This window comes from Rheinheimera sp. UJ51, from assembly GCF_020819615.1.
Lineage (GTDB): Bacteria > Pseudomonadota > Gammaproteobacteria > Enterobacterales > Alteromonadaceae > Alishewanella > Alishewanella maricola.
The window spans coordinates 15,902-31,251 of sequence record NZ_JAJHOG010000016.1; the positions used below are offsets into that span (position 1 = coordinate 15,902).

Sequence of the window (15,350 nt, forward strand, 5' to 3'; positions counted from 1 at the left end):
CTCGCACAGCTTTTTCTTCAGCAACGATTATAAGTTGTCATGCTGTTGTCATCTGGTAACGGCAACGTAGCAATTAGCGTCTAAGGTGCGGTTCGGAACTTTTAGTCGCAGTCTGGCAAAGTTGCACTATGCTAAAAAGAGCCGTAATGCTTTACGGTGAGATAAGCAAATAAAGGAGTGCTTATGGCGCGGAAAAAACAGCAAGCGAAAAAAATTTATGTCCTAGATACCAATATTTTGTTGCATGAACCTTTTGCCTTCCTTAATTTTGAAGAAAACGATGTTGTGATACCGATGACGGTATTAGAAGAACTTGATCATATAAAAGATAAAAATAAAGATGTCAGCCGAGATGCACGAGTGGCGATTCGTGCGTTGGAAGATATTTTAAAAGACGCCTCCCCAGAGCAAATGCTGCACGGTGTGGCGTTACCCAGCCGCCAAGATGCTAAGCCCGCCGGTCATATTTTTATTGTTAACGATCACCATCTAAAAGATGAAATCCCTGGTTTACCCGGCGGCGAGAACGATCATCTGATCATTAATACCGCCTTGTATTTGCAGCGCGAAAAAAGCCCTGTAAAAGTCATATTGGTTACAAAAGACATCAATATGCGTTTAAAAGCCAAGGGTGCGGGTTTAAAACAAGTGGAGGATTACCGCACTGACCAACTGATAGATGATGTACGCTTTCTCTATAAGGGCTATTACAAATTTGCCGGAGAGTTTTGGCCACAAGTCGGTGAATGTCACAGTGTGAATGAAGGGCGCGATACGGTCCATTACATCAACCGAAAGGTCTTACCTAATGCCTATGTTAACGAGTATTTAGTCGATGAGGCTGAAACTTTTGCTGGGAAGGTCTTGGCAGTCAGCGAGCACGAATTAAAAATCCAAGACTTCGGTTATGAGCGATTAATGCATCGACATGCTTGGGGGATTCATCCAAAAAATATTTATCAAGCCATGGCCTTAAATGCTTTGCTCGATCCGCAAATGGATTTGGTGATTTTAACTGGCCCCGCCGGTTGCGGTAAAACCCTGATTGCCTTAGCTGCCGCGCTGGAGATGGTTATTGAAAAAGGCATTTACGATAAAGTCATTGTGACGAGGAATACACCTGAAATTGCCGAGTCTATTGGCTTTTTACCAGGCTCTGAAGAAGAAAAAATGGCACCTTGGTTAGCGGCAATTACCGATTCGCTAGAAGTGCTACACAAAACCGACGAACATCCGCATGCCAGCGTGAATTACATTATGGAAAAGGCGAATATTCAGTTTAAGTCGGTTAACTTTATGCGTGGCCGCAGTATTCAAAATGCCATTGTTATTTTAGATGAATGCCAAAATTTAAGCGCCGCACAGTTAAAAACCATTATTACCCGTTGTGGCGAGGGAACAAAATTAATCTGCTCAGGTAATTTATCGCAAATCGACAGTAATTATCTTACTGCGGTGACCTCGGGGCTCACTTACATTGTGGAGCGTTTTAAAAACTTTGAAGGCAGTACTACCGTTAATTTAAATGGGGTTGTTCGTAGTCGATTAGCCTCTTTTGCTGAGGCGAACTTGTAGTTTTCTGCGATGGATAGATTGACTAATTAATGAAACGCGCTAATTTAGTTTCAACGCAATTGTTAACAAGGAAAGGTTGATGCAAAATCCAGCGCTTTACGAATATCGCCGTACGATTAAATTGGCGGCGCTATTCGTCCTTATGTTGAGTTTTGCTGCGGCACTCTGTCACTTTTTATTGACCATCGATAACCGGCTACAACACACCGAACAACGTTTGCAATTTAAAGCCGCACAAATTGACACGCAATTACAACCGCTGCTGAATTTGCTTAATTGGTTAACCAAGCTACCGTTTAGTGAGCAAGCTGCTTTGCAAAGCACACTTGCGTTAAAGCTGCATAATCGTCAGGGGGAGCCATTAAATACCACCGAGTTAGTAGAGAAAACCGACAGTGTGGCCAGCGAATTGTTATTACTGCAACATCTCGATTTAGCCTTTACGGCTATCGAATTGATGCAACCCGCGCTAGAGCGCATTGTGTATGTGTCAGAACAACATTTTATTTATGCTAATCCGCAGACACAGTTAACCGCGACTTTAGCGAATTTAGTGCCGTGGTTTGAGCAATATGAGCAAGCTGAAGGCTCAGCTAAACCAGGTTTAGCGACTTTGGCGCTAAGTAAAAACAAAGTATTGCTAAGCCAACGTATCCAGCAGCCTAATGGTGGGGCAGGGTATATCTTATTTGTGTTAGATGTCCCTTTATTGTTGATGCCATTACAACAGCAAACACCGGGGGCTGATTTCCTATTATTAGATGAGCATGGCCATATGCTTGGTGGCACGACAAAAGACGACAGCAAGGTCGATGAAATGCTGCTGCAATTACAGCGGATAGGTCGGCAGCCGTTTTCTTTAGCGATGCTTGAAGCACGGAATGGCTTATTTAGTGCCGGCTTTAAAAGCTTTATCGCTTATTGGATTGGCTATCTTGTCGTGTTGTCGCTGGCAACCTTAGGTTATGCGTATCGTTACAAGCAAAAAGTAGTGGGGCCGGTGCGGCGTTTAACGGTTCATGTTGAGCGAGCGATCCGCGATCAGGGTAGCGTAAGACATATTCCTAGTGGTTGGGAAGAGATCTTTGATAAGATCAGTCGATTGAAATCCTGATATACCTTTGCCAATGGCAAGGGCTGAGAATTTATTATGAAGTTGTCTCGTCAACTGCCGGTGACTACGGCCATCTCTGCTATCGATTTACTGGTCTCTGCTGCTCCTGAATTAAGTAAAGGCCGTTTAAAAGATGCGATGAACAAAGGTGCAGTGCAGTTAGTCGGCAAGCCGGTTAAACGGTTGCGCCGCGCTCAATTCATGTTAAAGCCCGGTGCAACACTACTGTTAAATTACGATGAGGATATTTTGCAGCGGCAATGTGCGCCGGCAACCTTATTATTTGATGAAACCGCGTACAGTATTTGGTTTAAACCGGCAGGTATGTTGTCGCAAGGCAATGAGTGGGGCGATCATCTGAGTTTACTGCGGTTTGCTGAGCAGTATTTCACCCCCGCGCGGCAGGTTTTTTTATTACACCGCTTAGACCGAGAGGCCAGTGGCTTAGTTATTCTTGCCCACAGCAAAAAAGCGGCTGCCGCTTTTAGTCAATTAATTGCGCAGCGACACATTGCCAAAGGTTACGCCATTACGGTAAAAGGCCAATTATCTGCCGATTTAATCGCAGATGGGGTGATCAATTTACCGTTAGACAATAAAGCTTCAGAAACCCGTTTTACTGTTGAGGCTTATGATGCCGTTACCGATTGCAGCCGACTTAATGTGCAGTTAATCAGTGGTCGAAAACATCAAATACGTCGTCACTTTGCCAGTGTGGGGCATCCGGTGTTAGGCGATCCACACTATGGTAGTGGCAATAAATCGGCAGCAGGGTTGGCATTACAAGCGGTCAGTTTAAGCTTTAACTGTCCATTACGCCGACGCCAGCAGCTTTTTGAGCTGCCAGCGGCACTGCGTATAGCGTGATAGGGTAAACAGGTTGGGGGGTTAATCGGCTTGATCTGGCGTTAGAGCTTGTTGATTGACCAACATGGTCAGTTCGCCCAAGCGATAAGCATTGACAATATCTGTGCGTAAATCCTCTACCTGCCATTCGCAGGGCCTAGCATGTTCAGTTGTGAAACTTAACCGCCAAGCCAGATCCGCTGGCGGAGATTGCTCAAGTAATGACCAACCAAACCATAAGATATCGGTTAAACCATTCAAATCACGTTTGTGCCAATTGGGTCCTAGCAATGAGGCTAATTCCAGTTCTGCCGTTAAGATAGCGGGTGCAACACCTAGTGCGAGCAATTTATGGCTAAATGATTGGATGGCTTGTTCTAACAAAGCACTTTGTGCGGCTTTATCTTGGCTGTTAACGGCGAGCCAAAGCATTTCACTGCCACTAAAGGATGCGTTAACCGCCTCCGTATCTAGCTCTTGTGCTAATTGTTTTAGCATATCGGTGACAATGCGTCGGCCAAATTGCCGCTGTAAGGCAGCGCGCTGGCGCGGCATAATAACGAGTAAGCTTTGTGTTTGCTGTTGATCCAGCACTTTCACCTTCTCACGGAACTGGATCCATTGCGGCGGCGCTAACTCTGGCACTACCGAAGGCGTGACGGCGTTTTGTTGCCGGCGCACCAATTGCCAAAAAACAAAGCAGATAAAAATCAGTAAAACCAGTAACGCTTGCAGTAAAAATTGGCGAGATTCTGTTTCTGCTAAGGTTTGCTTTAATGTGGTTAATTGCTGGCGATATTGCTCTGCTTCATTAATTTCTGATAAGCCTTCGCTAAGCTCAGCCATGTTGTACTGCATTTGTTCTGCTAATTCTTGTTGATTTAATTGTGTGACTTTTTCTTGTAAGGTATAAGCTAGTTGCCAATCGCCTGCCGCACTCGCTAAAGCTGCTGCGCTATCGTGATAGCGCAATTGTAAAAAAGTGGCGGCTTGCTCGATATCCGGGCTTAATTCATTTAGCAGCACTTTCGCTTCAGCATAACGTTGTTGCGTAATCAATAATTTAACAATGGCCAACGCAGTTTCTTGCATCATGCTGCGCACGTTTAACTGTTTAAAGTTCTGCAAGGCCAACTGATAATACTGTTCTGATTGTGGGTAGTTTTTACTTAAAAGTGCGGCGCGACCCAAGCTGTAATAAACCAAAGCGGTGCGCTGTTTGTGCTGCAATTGCTCTGCGATTTCTAAAGCTTGTTGCAGTAAAGTTTCAGCTTGTGCTATCTGCTGTTCACCTTCCATATAACTTTCAGCCATGTAAATCAGTACATGACTGTAATTCGACAACCTATTTAATTGTTGATAGCGTTCAGCGGCTTGTTGAAAGTGAGTAAGGGCAAGATTATGTTGATCAAGCTTGCGATAAGCCATGCCCATCCGGAAATAAATCGATGCAATTTGTTCGTCATCCGATAACTCACGGGCAATGACCAGCGCTCGTTCAAAATGACTAAAGGCGACTTTATACTGGTTATTTTGCAATGCTAATCGGCCAATCAGCACTAAGGCATTCAACTGGCGTGGGGTATTGCTGAGCTCTTCAGCCAACAGCAAACTCTGCTTGGCATATTCTAAGCCTTGGCTAAGATTACCCAATACATTATGAGCAGAGGCAAAGCTGTTAAATACATCGCTCAATAGTACTTTTGCAGCCACATCTTTTAACGAGGTGAGGCGCTTTTCAGCTTCAACTAATTGTACTAGTGCCATCTCGGCATCTTGAAAATAAATGCCATAGATTTGCGCTTTATGAAATAAACTCATGGCGCGAAGATAATCGCTTGGCGCCATGTTTTCGGCTTTATTAACCGCATCTAAAGCGGCTTCACGTTTGCCGAGTGTTTGATAGCTTTCTGCTAAGACTAAATAGTCTTCGGTGCTTAGGCTGTTCTCTGTTTGCGTTTGTAACGACGTGATCACTTGTTCAGCATGTTCACTGCTGCTTGCTGCGTCGCGCATTCTCGAGCTCAGCGTTTCTGCGACTAAGTTCGTACTGATAAACAGTATAAAGGTAACAAACGTCAGGCATTTCATAGCACTTTTGCTCTTATTAGGTTGTTGGCCACCGCATTCAACTTGTTGGCGCATGGTGTAAAATATTCTACTGTGTTGCTATAAAGTTATTAATATTGTCAGCAATTTTGCTCACCATCCGTGCTCTGGCTTCGCGGCTGGCCCACCCAATATGTGGGGTAATTAATAAATTCGGTAAGGCACAGTGCAACAGCGCCGTGTCGGGCGCGGGGGGTTCTTCGGCTAACACATCTAAACCGGCTGCCAGTTTTCCTAGCTGCAGGGCATTAATCAGTGCGTCGGTATCGATTAATGCACCTCGTGCGGTATTAATTAAAATCGCGCCAGGTTTCAGCCATGCCAGCCGCTGTGCGTTAATAAAGGCTCGGGTGTCTGTCGTTAACGGACAGTGTAATGACACCACATCGGCTTGAGCAAAGGCCTCTGCCATCAGCATTCGGCCGGGCCGCGCTACTGTTGCGCTGGGGCGCTCTGAGATAATCACTTGCATACCAAAGGCTGCAGCTAATTTTGCTGTGGCTTGACCTAAAGCACCATAACCCACAATCACCATGGTTTTGTTAGCTAATTCCATTATCGGAAAATCCAGCAAACAAAAAGAACGGCTTTGTGCCCATTTGCCCGCGGCAACCCGCTGCTGATAGCCAATAAGTTGATTGGTGAGTGCCAGTAATAACGCAAAAACATGCTGCGGCACCGCCGTTTCGGCATAGTTACGCACATTTTTTACCACAATGCCGGCGGCTGCTGCCGCGTCTAAATCGATATTGTCGGTGCCGGTTGCACTGATCATAATCGCTTTTAAACGCGGTAGCTGCTTCAGTACCTCGGCATCTAAGATGCATTTATTCACGATAGCAATATCAGCATTGCGCAAGCGCGGCACAATCTGCGCCGTTGTACTGTAATCGTGTAAGGTTAATTCACCATCAATGTGCTTTAACGCTGAAAAATCCGCATCACCCAAGGTGGCAGCATCTAAAAAAACCAGTTGAAGAGCCATAATTTATTCTTAAATACCAAAGCTATAAATTAGCGATAGAGCAATTACACTGTTTTACCATAGCCGTAGCTAAAATGCAGCAAGTGTTGTTGTTAGACCATTGGCTAAGTGGTTCTGATATTTATGTTATACATTTGCTAACAAATTGCTTGTGAATTAGCGTAATGGCTTTGCTATTATCGTATTTTCATCGAGGAGTAAGCAGCATGCGAATAGCGGTATCGGCTATTGAAAAAGCTTATGCAACGGTGCAAGCCGTGCGTGGCGTCAGTTTTACCATTGAACCGGGTGAGATTTTCGCCTTACTGGGCCCAAATGGTGCGGGTAAGTCATCTATTATTCGTATGTTAGTAGGCATGACGTTGCCCGATACGGGCACTATTCAGGTCGAATACCAACAGCAGCGCTATAACCATATACCACGGCGTCAGTTGGGTTACTTACCCGAAGACCGTGGTTTATATCCGGATAAAAGCGTTGAGAAAAATTTATTGTATTTGGCGCAATTACACGGTTTAAGCAAAGCAACCGCACAGCAGCAAATGTCGCACTGGTTAGAGATATTTGAGTTAACTGAACGGCGACATGAAGACTTAAAGCAATTATCAAAAGGTAACCAACAAAAAGTGCAGCTGATCGCGGCCGTGATCCATCGGCCGGCCGTGGTGATTTTGGATGAGCCATTTTCTGGCTTAGACCCACTCAATCAGGAAAAAGTCGTTGCCTTTTTAAAAGAGCTGCGCCAGCAAGGTATGACGGTGATCCTCAGTGCCCATCAAATGGCGATGGTAGAAAAACTGGCTGACCGCATGTTGCTGATGGCAAAGGGCAAAGTAGTCTTAGCGGGCACCTTAGCCGAGATCCGCCTGCAAGCACAGCCAAAGCAAGTGGTGTTAATTGAAACTGAACAAACAGTCAGTGAAGACAGCTTAGCGTCAGTATTGGCTGATGAGCATTGGCAATGGCAGTCGAGTCACAGTTTTAGTGTCACCTTAGCCAACAGCACGGATCTCACACACTGTTTGCAACGTGTTTTGGGTTCATTCACTGTGCGCGCCGTGACCATGCAAGCAGCCGATTTACATCAATTATATGTGTCGGCCATGGCCGAACATCAGCAAGGGAGTGCAGCATGATCTCTAAGCAAAGTTTAATTGTCGCTAAATGGGAGTTTTTACGCTTCTTTAAATGGAAACAACAGCTGATCTCCTACCTGTTAATGGTGTTGGTGATGGCCGCGGTGGTGGCTTGGAGCTTTTTTGTGGACGAAAGTCGGCATCAATATCGGATTGCCGTTCCTGCGCATTTTACCTTGGAAAATACTGAGCAATTTCAGTTTCAGCGGCCCACGATAACCTTAGAAGAGCAATTGGCACAGTTAAAAAGTACTGAGACCTGGCATGCGGTGGTCAGCGAAGAGGCTGAGGCTATTGTGGTGCATACGCTATCGGGTAAAAAATGGCAGCAAACACTGAATAGCGAGTTACAAAAGTACTTTCGGCAAGTTTATGGTCAGTCACAAGGCTTGTCTGCGGCACAGTTAGCGACATTAGAAGAGCCCGTTACCCTTGAAATGCGTTATTTGGATGACAATTATAAGGGCAGCGATCGGCCTGAAAAGATGATCGCGATAGGTTTATTGTTTTTATTGCTGATTGGTTTATCGACGGCCTTTGGCCAATTACTGATGAGCATTACCGGTGAAAAACAACAACGCGTAACCGAACAGTTATTCGCTATTGTAACGCCACAGCAGTGGATTGATGGCAAGGTGCTGGGCCACAGCTTAAGCGCTATGAAAGCCATGTTTACCACCAGTTTAGTCATAGTGTTAAGTACGGTGATCACGCTGTTGTTTATCGCCGATAAGCCGGTGGATTTTACTTGGCTAAATTGGGCGGTCATTGCTTGGTTAGTGCCTTTCGCTTTAGCGGGGCTGTTGTTATGCGCCTGTTTTATGGCGGCTATTGCAGCTTCGATTGACGATCCTAACACCAGTGGTAAAGGGGTAGTGATGATGGTGACATGGTTACCGCTGTTATTTACTTACTTGGTCATAGATAGCCCCACTGGCTTTGGTATGACCTTACTCAGTTGGTTACCATTGACGTCGTTTGCGGCTATGCCGGTAAGATTAGCCATGGTAGAACTTGCTTGGTGGCAACCCTTGCTATCGTTATTATTGCTACTGGGTACGCTGTATTGGTTGCGGCGTTTAGCCGGGCGCATTTTTTTACGCGGTATGCAGATGTATGGCAAAGAACCGAGTTGGGGCGACATTATGCGCTGGGCACTGAGCAATAAAACCGAGTAATCGCATTTATTGAACTATTCAGGTCAGGCTCAGCCAGATAAGAGATAATAAGCTGCCGTGGTAACACGGTGGCGCTTTTTGCAGAGCAAGGTTCCACTTACTGCAGCAAATTAAATGAGGTTATTATGTTTGATTCATCCTTTCGCCAGCAAGCAGCCGCTTGGCAACGCCAGTTTCAGCTGCAGCATCGAGGCAGCTTTTTACAGCGTGTGCTCGCCTGGTTGGTACTGGGTGTTATGCTGATGGTCGGGGCCTTTTTACTGTTGTTTGCCTTAGTACTCAGCTGGGTATTGATCCCCATTTTGATTTTTCGGCATCGGCAACGCATGCGTAAATTTAGAGAGCAGGCCGGTCAATATCAGCAGCAACAGCAAAGCCACACCCGCTCTGGCGGTCAAGTGATTGAAGGCGAAGTCATCCACAAAGATGATACCGATCCACGTTAGTTAAGTGGGTTTATTGGCCAGCTTACTTTGAATAAAATCACTGTGGCGGATGAACAGTAAATCTGCCACTTTACGTAACATCGCATCTTCATGTGGGTCGATATTGCCATCGGCATAAGCCACTTTCCATAACTGGTCTAAAACGGCAATGCGCTGCGGCTCGGTTAAACTTTTTAGTTTCGAGGTGTAAGCGTGTAAGCAGGTTGAGTCAGCCGCCATTTGCTGCGCCTGAGCAAAAACCTTGTTGGTATGCTCTGGGGTTAATTGATATTCCTCTGATAAGTAGCGCTGAACCAGTTGCTGCTCTGCTTCAGCGCTGTCAAAGTCTGCGTGTGATAACTGTAGCATCAGTACCACGGCTATAAACTCTGCTTCGTTAAGCCCAGCTTGTTGCCAATGCTGTTCAGCCGCGCCGGCACCTTGCCAATCGTTACTGGCTTTCTCGAGTAAGTTTTTTAAAAGATTAAACATGACAACTCCTAAATCACTGCAGCCATAGCGCCTCACTGCTTGGCGCTAAATGCTTGAATTTTGTCAGACCTCACCCCACTAAAAGAGTTCGACTGCCTCTTGCTGGAGCACCTGAGTGCCCTTACTTATTTTATTAATACTGACCATCTTAATCAGTGGTTTTATCTTTGGCCAGCCTTACTACCAACGTTGGCAACGGCAGAAAATCCGCGCTCGGCCTTTTCCCGAGCCTTGGCGGCAGATCTTAAAAAAGCGTTTACCCTATTATCGCGCCTTGCCCACTGATCTGCAGCTGCAATTAAAAAAACATATTCAGGTGTTTATTGCAGAGAAAGATTTTATAGGTTGTGCAGGCTTAACCGTTACCGATGAAATGCGCGTGACCATAGCGGCGCAAGCCTGCTTGCTGTTATTAAACCGACCCAATCATTACTTTCCGCAGCTAAAAGCGATCTTGATTTATCCTGCCGCCTTTATTGTGGCCAATGCGCAACAAGATGCGGCGGGCTTAGTCAGTGAGCAACGGCGTATTCTCAGTGGGGAATCTTGGCAACAAGGGCGGGTGATTTTAAGTTGGCAAGATACTTTGGCCGGCGCCGCCAATCCAAAGGATGGCCACAATGTGGTGATCCATGAGTTTGCGCATCAATTAGATCAAGAACATGGCAGTGCACAAGGTGCCCCATTATTGCAGCGCAGTAGTGATTATCAGCAATGGTCTCAGGTGATGCAGCAAGCCTTTGATCAATTACGATGGCAGCTACAACAGGGCCAACCCGTGCTGATTGACCCTTACGCGGCAACCAACCCGGCAGAGTTTTTTGCGGTATTATCAGAGGTGTTTTTTGAACAATCCGCCGAATTAGCGAAACAGCATCCGGCATTGTATCAACAATTGAGCTACTTTTATCGATTAGACCCGTTAAGTTGGCACTAATCGCGCAGAGGCCGTCTTTCGCCGTGTGCTGATTGATCGTTATGCTCACTTTACGCATAACAGATCAGGCTAACCTGCTGATGATAAGGAGAGACAATGCGGCATTTATGGGCAATAACATTACTGTGGAGCGGTATCTTGCTGGCACAAGAAGCGGTGCCTGTGCAAGCGATTCAGCCTGTTGCCAACAGTTTGGCAGAGCAACTGACGGTATCCGGCACCTTAACGGCGCGTCAAGATGCGAACTTATCAAGTAAAACGGCGGGTTTGGTGGCACAAGTTCATGTTGATGCGGGGAACCGTGTGGCAGCGGGAGACGTGTTGCTGACTTTAGATACCGCCTTGGCACAACATGATTTAGCACAGTTTCAAGCGGGGTTAGCGTTAGCTGAAGTCAACTTACAAGAACAGCAACGCTTGGTTGCCGAAGCCGAAACGCTGACGTCGCAACAGCTTTTTCCACAAACAGAATTAGCGTTAAGAAAAGCGGCATTGCGTCAAGCCGAGGCCCTAAAACGCCAAGCAGCTGCGGCGCTGGCGCAGCTGCAAGAGCAAGTAGCACGACACCAGTTAACCGCACCTTTTGCCGGCGTGGTGGTTGAGCGATACACTGATGTGGGTGAGTATGTCAATTTAGGAGCCCCAGTATTTCGCTTAGTGGCCTTAACGCCGTTGTATCTTGACGTGCAATTACCACAAGAATATTACCCCGCGTTAGCGGATCTTTCGCATATTGATGTTATCTCTGATCTTTATCCTAATAACGCCTTGTCCGCCACCTTAACGGCCGATGTTCCCGTGACCAGCGGTAATGCCCGGAGTTTTCTGGCAAGGCTCACCGTGGCTAGCCAGCTTAGTGGCTTATTGCCAGGTACGTCAGCCCGCGCGGTATTCCATTTTCAACAACGTGAGCGTCAAGTTTTGGTGGTGCCTGCCGACGCGTTGCTACGCCATGCAGATGGAAAATTCAGTGTGTTTTCTATTGCTGAAGGTAAAGCCTATCGCCGACTTGTGACCCTTGGGCGCAATACCGCTGGCGGTGTAGAAATTGTGTCGGGTTTACCCGAAGGTGAAGCGGTGGTGGTGCGAGGTAATGAAAATTTACGTGATGGCCAAGCGGTTCGCTTAGTTAGTGTGGCAGGAGGCAACTGATGTTAGCTGCCGCAATCCGCCATGGCACCATTTTAACGGTTGCTGTTTTAATTATTTGTGTGTTGGGTATTGTTGCCGCTTTTCGAATACCCGTGCAAATGATCCCTGATCTGGAAGTCAGAACCATCAGTGTGGTCACGGGCTGGCCCGGTGCCACGCCGCAAGATATTGAAAAAGAAATTTTAATTGAGCAAGAGCGCTATTTACGCAATTTGCCTAATTTGCAGCGGATGATTTCCAGAGCAAGTACCGGCTCAGCTAACATTGAGTTAGAGTTTCCATTCGGGGTGGATGTTAATGAAGCCTTGATCCGAGTCAGTAATGCCTTAAGCCAAGTGTCTAGTTATCCTGAAAATGTCGACCAACCGCGCTTATTAAGCAGTTCTTTTTCCGCAAATGCCTTTATGTATTACCGCTTAATGCCTCTTGCCGGCAACCCGCTGCAATTAGACATGGACATGCTGCGAGATTTCGCTGAAGACGTGGTTAGGCCCCGTATGGAACGCGTGCTTGGCGTATCCGAAATTGGTGTCAGTGGCGGTGCTGAGCGGCAAATTCAGGTGCTGGTCGATCCAGCTAAATTGGCACAACGCGGTTTAAGTATGAGTGATGTGCGCCAAGCCATTCGCGAGCGTAACCGCGATAGCTCTGCAGGTGATATCGATAACGGTAAACGACGCTATTTATTGCGGGTGATCGGCCGTTTCGATAATTTAAGCGAATTAGACGACGTTATCCTTGCACAACGCGGCGCTGAACAAGTGCGACTGCGTGATGTTGCCAGCTTGGTATTAGATCATTTTGAAGTGCGGCAACTTTCCTATGCAGACGGTGAGCAAGCTATAGGTTTGTCCGTCAGCCGCGAAAGTGGTGCCAATGTGATCGCCATTAAACAAGGTATGTTGGAGGTTGTAGCGCAGCTTAATCAAGATTTATTAGCGCAACAAGGTTTGCAACTGATGCTGATTGGCGATGACGTGCGTTATGTTGAAGATTCTATCGTTAATGTCTGGACCAACTTAGCATTAGGGGCCGCTCTAGCAACCCTGGTTATGTATCTGTTTTTACGTTCTGGCCGTGCCACCCTTGTCGGCATTATTGGCCTGCCAATCTGCACCATTGCGTCATTCCTTGGCTTGTTATTATTTGATCGCACCATCAATGTCATTTCTTTAGCGGGAGTTGCCTTTGCCATTGGTATGACGGTGGATAACACCATTGTGGTGCTCGAAAGTATCGAGCAAGCCAGACGACGGGGCTTAACTAAGTTTGATGCAGCTTTAGCCGGTGTGCGTGATGTTTGGCCAGCGGTATTAGCCTCAACCATGACCACGGTGTTGGTGTTTTTGCCTATTTTGTTTATTGAAGAAGAAGCCGGGCAGTTGTATTCCGATATTGCGATATCGATTGCCGCGGCGATAATTGCCTCGATGTTAGTGGCGGTGTTTGTGGTACCTTCCGCCTTAGCCAGAATGGGATTTGGCGGTCAAGCTGCGGCTCAAGCTGGCAGATCAGCTGCGCCAAGCCGAATATTGGCTGTGATAAATCGGCTAACCGCCACCGGTAAGCGGCGGGCAGCCGTTATGCTGAGCACACTCGTCTTTACCTTGGGCTTAGCCGCTTGGTTAATGCCCCCTGCCGAGTACCTGCCCGAAGGCGAAGAGCCGAAAGCATTTTCATTGATGATTGCGCCACCCGGTTACAACCTCACTGAAATGGCGATGATTGCCGAAGAGGTCAGGGCGTTTCTAGAGCCGCACGTGCTGGCAGACGCGCAAGCGTTTGACGAGGGTACAACCGGCATGCCCCCTTTGAAATATTATTCAATGAATGTGTCAGTAGGGCGAATTTGGTTGATGAGTGAGCCGGTGCGAGCCACGGATATACAGGCGATGATGGATCGCTTAACGGCGTTATTTCGGCAGTATCCTGGGATGCGGGCTTTTTCTTCACGAGGTTCCATAATTAGCAGTAATGATGGCGGTACCCGTGCGGTGGCGTTGGATATTTCGGGGCCTGATCTGGCGAGTTTATATGCGACCGCCGATGCCGCCTATTTGGCAGCACAACAGCTATTTGACAACCCACAGTTAAATTCTGATCCGTCGTCGTTGTCTTTAGATCAGCCGCTGATTGAAATTCGCCCCAACTGGCAACGCTTGGCAGAGCAAGGCTACAGTGCGGCTGACTTTGGCTTTGATGTCGCCGCGTTAAGCGATGGTGCCTTTGTTGACGAGTTTTTCTTAAACGACGATAAAGTGGATATTTTCTTATTCAGTGCTGCGGGTAATCAACAACAATTGGCCGCGTTGGGGCAAGCGCCCTTGTTTACACCGGCTGGCGCAGTATTACCGCTGAGTGCCTTAGCTGAACTGCGTGAAGTGGCCGACAGTGATAACTTACGGCGGGTAAATGGTTTACGTACTGTCACGTTGTATATTATCCCGCCTCGCGACGTCGCGTTAGAAACTGCTGTTGAGCAAGTACAGCAAAAGCTTGTGCCGCAGTTGCAACAACAAGGCGCCATTGCCCAGGGCGTTAGCCTCGATATCACCGGTGCCTCGGATCAGCTTGATGCCACTAAGGCGGCGCTAAGTGGTAACTTTATGATTGCGATTGTCTTAATCTATTTATTACTGGTTGCCATTTTCCGGCATTGGGGCTATCCGCTGTTAATTCTAACGACTGTGCCCTTAGGGCTGGCGGCGGCACTGGTCGGTTTGGTCACCATTAACGCAACGGGGAGTGTGTTTACTGCGATGGGACTAAGCGGGTTTTATCAATCCTTTGATATGATCACCATGTTGGGATTTTTAATTTTGCTCGGCACCGTGGTGAACAACCCCATTTTGATTGTTGATCAAAGCCGGCGTAATTTTGCAGCGCAGCCAGGTAAGGTACAAGCCGCAGTGTTGGCCGCGGTGGCTACACGGTTAAGGCCTATTTTAATGTCCACCGCAACAACAGTGTTTGGTTTGGCGCCTTTAGTGTTCCTCCCTGGTGAAGGCACAGAGTTGTATCGTGGCGTGGGTGTCATTGTGTTAGGTGGTTTGCTGTTGTCTACGGTCGTCAGTTTACTCTTCTTACCGGCATTATTAATCTCGGTATTTAATGCAATACCTCGTTTTACGCGAATAACATCTTAAGTAATTGCGCAATTAACACTAAGGCGACCAACGGCAGGATCCAGCGACTGTATTTACGATAGTCCTGCTCTGCTGTTTCGCCTTTTTTAGCAAACTTTTCCATAACGGGCACTAAAATCATTAAGGCTAAAAATAATACGGCCAGGATCCCAATTAATACCATGTGGCAATGTGTCCTTCTCGGTTAACGCCATGTTGATGGCAGATATTTATTTTTGCATAGGTACAGAGTACCCCTCTATTGACCTTACCATA

Annotated in this window: 13 protein-coding genes; 9 read left to right on the forward strand and 4 right to left on the reverse strand. The window is 46.9% G+C overall.

The annotated features are described in order from the left end of the window. The first annotated feature begins 183 nt into the window (after positions 1–183). The 3 genes from LMJ53_RS15225 (at position 184) to LMJ53_RS15235 (ending at position 3,556) form a co-directional block, all read left to right on the forward strand. Positions 184–1,575, forward strand: coding sequence for a PhoH family protein (locus LMJ53_RS15225; protein WP_229588066.1), 1,392 nt, complete (start codon positions 184–186; stop codon positions 1,573–1,575). 79 nt (positions 1,576–1,654) lie between these two features. Beyond that, positions 1,655–2,689 (forward strand): hypothetical protein, encoded by a 1,035-nt coding sequence (locus tag LMJ53_RS15230; RefSeq protein WP_229588068.1) that lies wholly within the window; start codon positions 1,655–1,657, stop codon positions 2,687–2,689. Positions 2,690–2,725: 36 nt separating this feature from the next. Further along, positions 2,726–3,556: an RluA family pseudouridine synthase gene (locus tag LMJ53_RS15235; protein WP_229588070.1), complete on the forward strand. Its 831-nt coding sequence runs from the start codon at positions 2,726–2,728 to the stop codon at positions 3,554–3,556. Between the two features lie 21 nt (positions 3,557–3,577). Here the strand turns inward: LMJ53_RS15235 and LMJ53_RS15240 are convergent, their stop codons facing one another. Next, complete coding sequence (locus tag LMJ53_RS15240; protein ID WP_229588072.1) at positions 3,578–5,626, reverse strand: tetratricopeptide repeat protein; 2,049 nt, start codon at positions 5,624–5,626, stop codon at positions 3,578–3,580. 67 nt (positions 5,627–5,693) lie between these two features. Next, positions 5,694–6,629, reverse strand: coding sequence for a D-2-hydroxyacid dehydrogenase (locus tag LMJ53_RS15245; RefSeq protein ID WP_229588073.1), 936 nt, complete (start codon positions 6,627–6,629; stop codon positions 5,694–5,696). A 206-nt stretch (positions 6,630–6,835) separates the two neighbouring features. Here LMJ53_RS15245 and LMJ53_RS15250 point away from each other — a divergent pair, with 206 nt between their 5' ends. The 3 genes from LMJ53_RS15250 (at position 6,836) to LMJ53_RS15260 (ending at position 9,389) form a co-directional block, all read left to right on the forward strand. Beyond that, positions 6,836–7,765, forward strand: coding sequence for an ABC transporter ATP-binding protein (locus tag LMJ53_RS15250; protein WP_229588075.1), 930 nt, complete (start codon positions 6,836–6,838; stop codon positions 7,763–7,765). Next, a complete protein-coding gene (locus LMJ53_RS15255) occupies positions 7,762–8,943 on the forward strand; it encodes an ABC transporter permease (RefSeq protein ID WP_229588077.1) in 1,182 nt (393 codons plus the stop codon). Before LMJ53_RS15250 ends, LMJ53_RS15255 begins: the two co-directional genes overlap by 4 nt. Positions 8,944–9,068: 125 nt before the next feature. Next, a complete protein-coding gene (locus LMJ53_RS15260; RefSeq protein ID WP_229588079.1) occupies positions 9,069–9,389 on the forward strand; it encodes a hypothetical protein in 321 nt (106 codons plus the stop codon). On the opposite strand, the gene LMJ53_RS15265 is transcribed toward LMJ53_RS15260, so the two are convergent. After that, positions 9,390–9,860, reverse strand: a complete 471-nt coding sequence (locus LMJ53_RS15265) for a TerB family tellurite resistance protein (RefSeq protein ID WP_229588081.1) — start codon at positions 9,858–9,860, stop codon at positions 9,390–9,392. It lies immediately after the preceding gene. A 115-nt stretch (positions 9,861–9,975) separates the two neighbouring features. On the opposite strand from LMJ53_RS15265, the gene LMJ53_RS15270 reads away from it, so the two are divergent. From LMJ53_RS15270 to LMJ53_RS15280, 3 genes are all read left to right on the forward strand, one after another. After that, positions 9,976–10,797: a zinc-dependent peptidase gene (locus LMJ53_RS15270; RefSeq protein ID WP_229588083.1), complete on the forward strand. Its 822-nt coding sequence runs from the start codon at positions 9,976–9,978 to the stop codon at positions 10,795–10,797. Between the two features lie 96 nt (positions 10,798–10,893). Further along, a complete protein-coding gene (locus LMJ53_RS15275) occupies positions 10,894–11,949 on the forward strand; it encodes an efflux RND transporter periplasmic adaptor subunit (RefSeq protein WP_229588085.1) in 1,056 nt (351 codons plus the stop codon). Continuing rightward, positions 11,949–15,095, forward strand: a complete 3,147-nt coding sequence (locus LMJ53_RS15280; RefSeq protein ID WP_229588087.1) for an efflux RND transporter permease subunit — start codon at positions 11,949–11,951, stop codon at positions 15,093–15,095. The genes LMJ53_RS15275 and LMJ53_RS15280 overlap by 1 nt, the downstream gene beginning before the upstream one ends. On the opposite strand, the gene LMJ53_RS15285 is transcribed toward LMJ53_RS15280, so the two are convergent. Then, positions 15,076–15,258 carry a hypothetical protein gene (locus tag LMJ53_RS15285; RefSeq protein WP_229588089.1) on the reverse strand — a complete coding sequence of 61 codons (183 nt, stop codon included), beginning with the start codon at positions 15,256–15,258 and terminating at the stop codon, positions 15,076–15,078. The genes LMJ53_RS15280 and LMJ53_RS15285 overlap by 20 nt on opposite strands. Positions 15,259–15,350 lie beyond the last annotated feature (92 nt).

What these genes read in the sequence shown, in the direction of transcription:
- LMJ53_RS15275 (WP_229588085.1), top strand. Translation starts at nt 10,894, where the DNA reads ATGCGGCATTTATGGGCAATAACATTACTGTGGAGCGGTATCTTGCTG.
- LMJ53_RS15265 (WP_229588081.1), bottom strand. Translation starts at nt 9,860, where the DNA reads ATGTTTAATCTTTTAAAAAACTTACTCGAGAAAGCCAGTAACGATTGG.
- LMJ53_RS15225 (WP_229588066.1), top strand. Translation starts at nt 184, where the DNA reads ATGGCGCGGAAAAAACAGCAAGCGAAAAAAATTTATGTCCTAGATACC.
- LMJ53_RS15260 (WP_229588079.1), top strand. Translation starts at nt 9,069, where the DNA reads ATGTTTGATTCATCCTTTCGCCAGCAAGCAGCCGCTTGGCAACGCCAG.
- LMJ53_RS15280 (WP_229588087.1), top strand. Translation starts at nt 11,949, where the DNA reads ATGTTAGCTGCCGCAATCCGCCATGGCACCATTTTAACGGTTGCTGTT.
- LMJ53_RS15230 (WP_229588068.1), top strand. Translation starts at nt 1,655, where the DNA reads ATGCAAAATCCAGCGCTTTACGAATATCGCCGTACGATTAAATTGGCG.
- LMJ53_RS15285 (WP_229588089.1), bottom strand. Translation starts at nt 15,258, where the DNA reads ATGGTATTAATTGGGATCCTGGCCGTATTATTTTTAGCCTTAATGATT.
- LMJ53_RS15250 (WP_229588075.1), top strand. Translation starts at nt 6,836, where the DNA reads ATGCGAATAGCGGTATCGGCTATTGAAAAAGCTTATGCAACGGTGCAA.
- LMJ53_RS15245 (WP_229588073.1), bottom strand. Translation starts at nt 6,629, where the DNA reads ATGGCTCTTCAACTGGTTTTTTTAGATGCTGCCACCTTGGGTGATGCG.
- LMJ53_RS15235 (WP_229588070.1), top strand. Translation starts at nt 2,726, where the DNA reads ATGAAGTTGTCTCGTCAACTGCCGGTGACTACGGCCATCTCTGCTATC.
- LMJ53_RS15240 (WP_229588072.1), bottom strand. Translation starts at nt 5,626, where the DNA reads ATGAAATGCCTGACGTTTGTTACCTTTATACTGTTTATCAGTACGAAC.
- LMJ53_RS15255 (WP_229588077.1), top strand. Translation starts at nt 7,762, where the DNA reads ATGATCTCTAAGCAAAGTTTAATTGTCGCTAAATGGGAGTTTTTACGC.